Source organism: Serratia sp. HMSC15F11 (assembly GCF_001808215.1).
In the GTDB taxonomy this organism is placed as follows: domain Bacteria; phylum Pseudomonadota; class Gammaproteobacteria; order Enterobacterales; family Enterobacteriaceae; genus Serratia; species Serratia nevei.
This window is the reverse complement of the sequence record NZ_KV792391.1, coordinates 1-6,873: the sequence shown is the minus strand read 5'-3', so window position 1 is coordinate 6,873 and position 6,873 is coordinate 1. Positions and strand designations below refer to the sequence as shown.

The window sequence follows — 6,873 nt, the reverse complement described above, 5'->3', positions numbered from 1 at the left end:
TAACAAAATTCTTACCATTCCTTAGCAGACGCGGGCTTGGCGGATGGTTGATCAGATCGTGCGGGTTGCCGTCTTCGGCAATCCGGCCCTTATCGATAAAGATCAGGCGCGACGCCACTTTTTCGGCAAAGCCGACTTCGTGGGTGACGATGACCATCGTCATGCCTTCTTCGGCCAGATCCTGCATGACCTTCAGCACTTCATGGCGCAGCTCCGGATCGAGCGCGGAGGTCGGCTCGTCGAACAGCATCATTTTCGGCTTCACCGCCAGCGCGCGCGCAATCGCCACGCGCTGCTGCTGGCCGCCCGACAGTTCGGACGGGTAGTGGTGGGCACGCTCCGCCAGACCGACCTTGGCCAGCAGCTCGCGCGCCAGCTTTTCCGCATCGGACTTCTTCGCGCCGCGCACGCGGATCGGGCCAAAGGCGACGTTTTCCAGCGCCGTCAGGTGCGGGAACAGGTAGAACTGCTGGAACACCATGCCGGCTTCCTGGCGGATCAACCGATCGTCCACTTTCGGATCGTTGGCTTTCAGGCCGTCGACGATCAGATCGCCGCTGGTGACTTCCTCCAGCTTGTTGATGCAGCGCAGCAGGGTGGATTTGCCCGAGCCCGACGGCCCGATGATCACCACCACTTCGCCTTTGTCGATCTTCAAATCGATGTTGTGCAGCACCTGGGTTTGGCCAAAATGCTTGGAGACGTTTTTAAATTCAATCACAGGATTTTCATCCTTCTTTCCAGACGACGCAGCACGAAGCTCAGCACCAGGGTAATAATCAGATAGATAACCGCCACGGCGCTCCAGATTTCCAGCGCGCGGAAGTTACCGGCAATAATTTCCTGACCCTGACGGGTCAGCTCCGCCACGCCGATCACGATGAACAGCGAGGTGTCTTTGATGCTGATGATCCACTGGTTGCCCAGCGGCGGCAGCATGCGGCGCAGCGCCAGCGGCATAATGACGTAGCGGATGGTTTCGCGGCGCGACAGGCCGAGCGCCAGGCCGGCCTCGCGGAAACCGTTATGAATCGACAGCACCGCGCCGCGGGTGATTTCCGCGATGTAGGCGCCGGAGTTGATCATGATGGTCACCACCGCCGCGGTGAACGGATCGATGCGCAAGTCGCTAAATGCCATCGGCAGGGCGAAGTAGATGAACATCACCTGTACCACGATCGGCGTGCCGCGAATTACTTCGATAAACACCAACGCGATGTGGTTGGCGATCCAACCGCCGTAGGTGCGGGCAAAGCCGGCGACGAGGCCGATGATCAGGCCGCCAATCAGACCGAGGACCGAAATCCACAGGGTCATTTTGGCGCCCTCTAACAAGATAGGAATGGCGGGCCAGATGGCGCTCCAGTCGAACTGCATGATATTTCTCCCGGTGATCCCAAACGTGGGTATCAGATACAACGAAGCGCAGGGGGTTAAGCGACCCCCTGTGCTTAAGTTAACAGCTTGCCAAATTCACAGCTTACTTAGGTTCGGTGCCGAACCACTTCTTGTAGATCTCGTTATAGGTGCCGTTCGCGCGCAGGGTTTTCAGCGCGCCGTTCACCTTCTCGCGCAGCTCGTCGCTGCCTTTAGGGAAGGCGATGCCATACTGCTGTGCTTCCAGCGAATCGCCTACGGTTTTGAACTTGCCGGCGCCGGCCGTCTTAATGAAGTATAGGATGTTTGGCGTGTCGTGCAGCACCGCATCGGCGCGCTTGGTGCCCAGTTCCATGTAGGCGTTGTCGATGTTAGGGAACTGGCGCAGATCCTTGGTTTTGATGTGCTGCTTGGCGTAATCCACCGAGCCGGTGCCGCTCTTCACCGCCACCACTTTGCCGTTCAGATCGTCGATGCTTTTCACGCTGTTGTTGTCGGCGTTGACCATCACCAGCAGGCCGCTCTTGTAGTAGCCGTCGGAGAAGTCGATGGCTTTTTTGCGCTCATCGGTGATGGTGATGCCGGCCAGCGCCAGATCGACGTTTTTGGTCTGCAGCGCCGGAATGATGCCGCCGAAGTCCATCGGTTTCAGGGTGTAGTCCAGCTTCAGCTCTTTGGCGACGGCGGCCCACAGGTCGATGTCGAAGCCGACGTATTTGTCGCCTTGTTTGAACTCAAAAGGAACGAAAGCGGTGTCGGTGGCGACCACCAGTTTGTCTGCTGCGTGGGAACTTACGGCAAAGGCCAGAGAGAGTGCGGCCAGGGAGACTTTAAAAATCGACTTCATGAGAGGAATTCCTGTACAGGTTGCGGATTACCCATTTTTTATATTGCAGTTGGTGCCATGAAAAAATCGTGCCATGTTTTCAACTACTATAAAAACAAAGAGTTAGTGCGTGATGTTGTGCCGGAAAGGCGAATTGTTATGGTTGTGCACCAAGGTGAGGCACCAAAATGGTGCGTAAGAATTATCTTGGTGCACGGGGCTATCATTAACCAAATTTTGGCTGTGAAACAACCGTTCTTTAACGTTTTTGCTTCAATATTGATAACTAACTCTAACTTTCATGATGCACTGACGGTGCAAGCGGGGCCGCGAGGGCGCAAAAGGGGGAGCAGATAATGCTAGCGCAACTGGCTGTCTTTGCTGCCGCGCCGGTTGTACAGGCTGGCGGCCGCGTGTTTTTTGTCTTGTTCGGTCTGGCAGGCGAGGCAAAAACGCACGCCCGTTAACGCCTTGCGGCGCGCCTCGGGGATCGCCTCTCCGCATTCCTGGCAATAGCGTTCGCTCTCGCCGTGCCCGAGCGCTTCACGCGCGCGCTGCACCGCATCGTCGACGGTGGAATCAATCTGATCTTGTACGGCGCCGTCCGCCGCCCAGCCGCTGGCCATCATTACCTCCTGACAAGGGAACCTTACCGTTAATATGGGCCGTTTTTTGTACAATGCAACGGTCGCGCAAAAGAAAACAGGCCGGGCAAAGCCCAGCCTGTTCTGCCCGGAACGACGGGCGCTCTGCAACGCTTTCGCGTTATTCGATATTGGATTCGATGAACCACAGGAACTTGTCCAGATCGCGCGAGGCGGCGGTGAACATGTCGGCGGTGTCTTCGTCTTCCACTTCGGTAATCGCCTTGCGGATGTCATTCGCTACCGCGCCGTAGCGATCGGCCAGCGCTTTCAGGTGCTCCTGCACGCTGTGGATATTGGTCGGATAGCTTTTCAGCGGCGTGCGATCGTTGACCACCTGTACGGTGCCCAGTGCGACGCCGCCCAACTGCACCACGCGCTCGGCGAAGGTGTCCTGATGCTCGATGATGGCGGTGCGGAAGCCGTCCAGCATTTCATGGACCGCGATGAAGTTCGCGCCGCGCATGTTCCAGTGCGCTTGTTTGGTGATCAGCGAAAGATCGATAAATTGCACGACCTGATGGTTCAGCGCCTTGATGGCGGCCAGTTTGACTTTTTCGTCCAGATCGTTACGGGTATACAGCAGATCAGAAGATTTCGTTTTCACCAGTTTAGCGGTACTCATATCAGATATCCTCTTGATTAGTCGTTGTCCTATTTCGTTACGGGATTAATTATAGCAGGGGTATTTATTTTTGCCGTACGAAAATGGCTATTGCACAAATAGGATTAGCCTAATGGCAATATTTTAATGTGGCTTTTGTTTTTGATTAATGAAATTGATTTTTATTGGTTTTTTTTATTTTTTGTTGCAGGTTTATTATTTACCGTAGTGACGGTTTATCCCTGTTATTTTATTTTCATTGAGCATGCCGGCCCCAGAAGAATATCCACTTTGTTATCGCGGTGTTAATTTCAAACCTATTCAGATTGATAGCCGTAATTGATGCAGTTACAGTAGGGAGATTATCTCCTCTCTATGAGTGGCGAGTGATGAAAATTAACGTCGTCGGCACCAGCGGCAGCGGTAAAAGCACCTTGGCGCGTCAACTGGCAGAACGGCTTGACGTGCCCTATATCGAGATGGACAGGCTCTATTGGCGGCCCGAGTGGCAGGGAACGCCCGATGATGCATTCCTGGCGCGGCTTGAGCAGGCGCTGGCCGAAGCGGGCGAAGGCTGGGTGCTGGACGGCAACTACAGCCGCACGCAGCCGATCAAGTGGCGCGAGGTCGACTATATCCTGTGGCTGGACTACGGTTTCGGGCGCACGCTGTGGCAAGCCGTACGCCGCGCGTGCCGACGCGCGGCCAGCAAACGTGAGCTGTGGCCGGGCACCGGCAACCGGGAAAGTTTTCGCCGTTCTTTCTTCAGCCGCGAGTCGATCGTACTGTGGACGGTCCGCACCTACGCCAAAAATCGGCGAAAATACCTGGCGGAAATGGCCGGCGCCGGGCGCTGCTTCATACGCTTGCGTTCTCCCCGTCAGGCCGCCGATTTTTTACGGGCGTTGCCGCAGGGTCACAGCAGCAGGCGGTGATGGATCCTCACCACCGCTTTCTTGATGTGCTGCGGCCGCTGCCACAGGCAGCCGGTTTTGTGCGGCTCCATTTGGAAAAAGATCGCGAACATGCCGTGCGTCATGTGCAGCGTTTGCGGGTGGCGTTTGATTTCCAGCAGCAGAAGGTCGCTATTTTCTGCGTGGGGCTGCTCGCGATGCCCGTCGCCCGCCAGACCGTATTCGATGCGCTCTTCACCGCTGATCAGCAGATGGAGCGCGATGTACTCCTGATGCATCTCGGCGCGCTTCTGCGCCGCAGGCGTAGTGGTCAGCGTCATGACATCCATAAAGATGTTGTCGCCGTCGATCGGGTGATGGCCCGGGGCCAGTTCGGGCAGGTCGCATCGACGCAACTCGGTCAGGGTTGAAACCAGCGCCGGCGCGAGTCCGCGGCCGAAGCGTGGGTTGAACAGGCTGTTGTGAATCACTGTTATTCTCCATGTGAGCGAAAGTCCAAAGTGCCTGCGGTACAGGCTAAGGGGAAGTATGCCGACTTGTCACGAGGAAAACAGTTAACCCGCCTGCATTCCGGCGTTGCGGTCGGCAGGCGGGTTAGCGATCAGGAAAGGCTTTCGAGGCGCGGTTTGGGGCGAATGGTCAGGGCGGAGCCCATAGACGCGGCGATGATGGCCGCCAGCGCCAGCCATTGCACGCCGCTCAGGTGTTCGCCGAGGAACAGCATGCCGGACAGCGCCGCCATTGCCGGTTCCAGGCTCATTAAGGTGCCGAAGGTGCGCGCCGGGATTTTGGGCAGCGCGATGATCTCCAGCGAATAAGGCAGCGCGGTGGAGAGGATCGCCACCGCCAGCGCCACCGGCAGAATATCGAGGTTGAACAGCACGCTGCCGGTTTGCCAGGCGCCGATCGGGCAGAACACCAGCGCGGCGATCAGCGAACCGAGCGCCACCGTGCCGGGGCCGTGATCGCCGCCGGCCTTCTGGCCGAAGATGATATAGACCGCCCAGCAGGCGCCGGCGCCGAGCGCGCAGGCGGCACCGAACGGATCGATCCCCCCCACGCCGTGGCCGAGCGGCAGCAGGAACCACAGCCCGGCAATCGCCAATGCCACCCAGAGGAAGTCGATGGGCCGCCGCGAGGAGAACATGGCCACCGCCAGCGGGCCGGTAAACTCCAGCGCCACGGCGATGCCGAGCGGCACGGTGCGCAGCGACAGGTAGAACAGGTAGTTCATCGCGCCGAGCGACAGGCCGTAAATCAGCAGTGGCAAGCGGCTGCCGGCGGCGAGGCGCATGCGCCACGGGCGGAAGATGATGAACAAAATCAGGGTGCCGATGAAAAGGCGCAGCGTGGTGATGCCTTCCGCACCCACGATCGGGAACAGGCTTTTGGCCAACGAGGCACCGCTCTGGATAGACACCATGGCGATGATTAACAGACAGATAGGCAGCAGCGCGGAGGGCGCTCTGCCGGAAGTAGGTAACGACATCCTTAACGGGCCTTTTATGCGCCGTTCCTCAGCCTTGAGAAAACGGTCGAAACGGGGATGCGAGCAGTGTAAATGAAATGCGAAAATCTGTCTGAGAAAAGCGCGCATCGCGGTGAAATCCGCCGAACCTCGGATGAGATGTGGCGGATTTGGTCAAAAAGTGCGCTTTTTATTAAGAATTATCTGGATATTAAATAGGTGATTTTTGTCACAGAAAGCCGTAGAATACGGCCGAAAATAGAGCGAAAAGAAGAAGATACACTGTTCTTGAAATCTTCTGTTACACGATATAAAGCATTAGACACTCATTTCAAGGCAGAGTTTCACGCTAATTTTTGTTATATTTTCAAAGCATGAACAAATGGATGTACTTAATAATAAAACGCGTTTGAGGTGGTTATGAAAAAAATTGCATGTCTTTCCGCAGTAGCAGCTTGCGTATTAGCAGTTAGCGCAGGTACCGCATTCGCTGGTCAGAGCACCGTATCCGCTGGCTATGCGCAGGGTGATTTCCAAGGCGTTGCTAACAAAGCCGACGGTTTCAACCTGAAATACCGTTACGAGTTCGACAACAACCCACTGGGCGTAATCGGTTCCTTTACCCACCTGGAAAAGGACGGTTCTCAGGGCGGTTTCTACAACAAAGCTCAGTACAACTCTATCTCTGCCGGTCCAGCATACCGCATCAATGACTGGGCGAGCATCTACGGTCTGGTTGGTCTGGGTTACGGTAAATTCACTACCAACGCTCAGAACGGTACTTCTCGTCACGACACCGCTGACTACGGCTTCACCTACGGTGCCGGTCTGCAGTTCAACCCAATCGAGAACGTTGCCCTGGATGTCGGTTACGAGCAGAACCGCATTCGTAGCGTTGACGTTGGCACCTGGAACGTTGGCGTAGGCTACCGCTTCTAAGTGTGTTCATGCCTGAGGGCATGAACCTGCGGCAGATTTTGCCGCACCGATAAAAAATCCGCCTCCGGGCGGATTTTTTTTGGTTCATCGCGCTTTACCGG

Annotated in this window: 9 protein-coding genes; 2 read left to right on the top strand and 7 right to left on the bottom strand. The window is 56.3% G+C overall.

Annotation, left to right across the window (positions count from 1 at the left end; genetic code table 11):
* The 5 genes from glnQ to dps all read right to left on the bottom strand — a co-directional run.
* Positions 1-721 (bottom strand): glutamine ABC transporter ATP-binding protein GlnQ (gene glnQ / locus HMPREF3138_RS01580; protein ID WP_070558761.1); only part of this gene is annotated, 721 nt, incomplete at its 3' end.
* Entirely contained in the window at positions 718-1,377 is a 660-nt protein-coding gene (gene glnP, locus HMPREF3138_RS01575; RefSeq protein ID WP_019454487.1) for a glutamine ABC transporter permease GlnP, read from the bottom strand. The genes glnP and glnQ, both read right to left, overlap by 4 nt.
* A gap of 103 nt (positions 1,378-1,480) precedes the next feature.
* Entirely contained in the window at positions 1,481-2,224 is a 744-nt protein-coding gene (gene glnH / locus HMPREF3138_RS01570; protein WP_038880498.1) for a glutamine ABC transporter substrate-binding protein GlnH, read from the bottom strand.
* A gap of 338 nt (positions 2,225-2,562) precedes the next feature.
* Complete coding sequence (locus HMPREF3138_RS01560; RefSeq protein WP_038880495.1) at positions 2,563-2,829, bottom strand: DksA/TraR family C4-type zinc finger protein; 267 nt, start codon at positions 2,827-2,829, stop codon at positions 2,563-2,565.
* A 139-nt stretch (positions 2,830-2,968) separates the two neighbouring features.
* On the bottom strand, positions 2,969-3,472 hold the full coding sequence (gene dps, locus HMPREF3138_RS01555) for a DNA starvation/stationary phase protection protein Dps (protein ID WP_004939215.1): 504 nt from the start codon (positions 3,470-3,472) through the stop codon (positions 2,969-2,971).
* Positions 3,473-3,840: 368 nt separating this feature from the next.
* On the opposite strand from dps, the gene HMPREF3138_RS01550 reads away from it, so the two are divergent.
* Positions 3,841-4,386, top strand: coding sequence for an AAA family ATPase (locus tag HMPREF3138_RS01550; protein WP_038880492.1), 546 nt, complete (start codon positions 3,841-3,843; stop codon positions 4,384-4,386).
* On the opposite strand, the gene nanQ is transcribed toward HMPREF3138_RS01550, so the two are convergent.
* Positions 4,368-4,835 (bottom strand): N-acetylneuraminate anomerase, encoded by a 468-nt coding sequence (gene nanQ / locus HMPREF3138_RS01545; RefSeq protein ID WP_038880490.1) that lies wholly within the window; start codon positions 4,833-4,835, stop codon positions 4,368-4,370. The two genes, HMPREF3138_RS01550 and nanQ, sit on opposite strands and share 19 nt — an antisense overlap.
* 131 nt (positions 4,836-4,966) lie before the next feature.
* Positions 4,967-5,854 carry a threonine/homoserine exporter RhtA gene (gene rhtA, locus HMPREF3138_RS01540; protein WP_038880488.1) on the bottom strand — a complete coding sequence of 296 codons (888 nt, stop codon included), beginning with the start codon at positions 5,852-5,854 and terminating at the stop codon, positions 4,967-4,969.
* Between the two features lie 399 nt (positions 5,855-6,253).
* Here rhtA and ompX point away from each other — a divergent pair, with 399 nt between their 5' ends.
* Positions 6,254-6,772, top strand: a complete 519-nt coding sequence (ompX, locus tag HMPREF3138_RS01535) for an outer membrane protein OmpX (RefSeq protein WP_038880485.1) — start codon at positions 6,254-6,256, stop codon at positions 6,770-6,772.
* The last annotated feature ends 101 nt before the right edge of the window (positions 6,773-6,873 follow it).

Coding starts and splice junctions, on each gene's coding strand:
- dps (WP_004939215.1), bottom strand. CDS start 3,472: ATGAGTACCGCTAAACTGGTGAAAACGAAATCTTCTGATCTGCTGTAT.
- ompX (WP_038880485.1), top strand. CDS start 6,254: ATGAAAAAAATTGCATGTCTTTCCGCAGTAGCAGCTTGCGTATTAGCA.
- rhtA (WP_038880488.1), bottom strand. CDS start 5,854: ATGTCGTTACCTACTTCCGGCAGAGCGCCCTCCGCGCTGCTGCCTATC.
- glnH (WP_038880498.1), bottom strand. CDS start 2,224: ATGAAGTCGATTTTTAAAGTCTCCCTGGCCGCACTCTCTCTGGCCTTT.
- glnP (WP_019454487.1), bottom strand. CDS start 1,377: ATGCAGTTCGACTGGAGCGCCATCTGGCCCGCCATTCCTATCTTGTTA.
- HMPREF3138_RS01560 (WP_038880495.1), bottom strand. CDS start 2,829: ATGGCCAGCGGCTGGGCGGCGGACGGCGCCGTACAAGATCAGATTGAT.
- HMPREF3138_RS01550 (WP_038880492.1), top strand. CDS start 3,841: ATGAAAATTAACGTCGTCGGCACCAGCGGCAGCGGTAAAAGCACCTTG.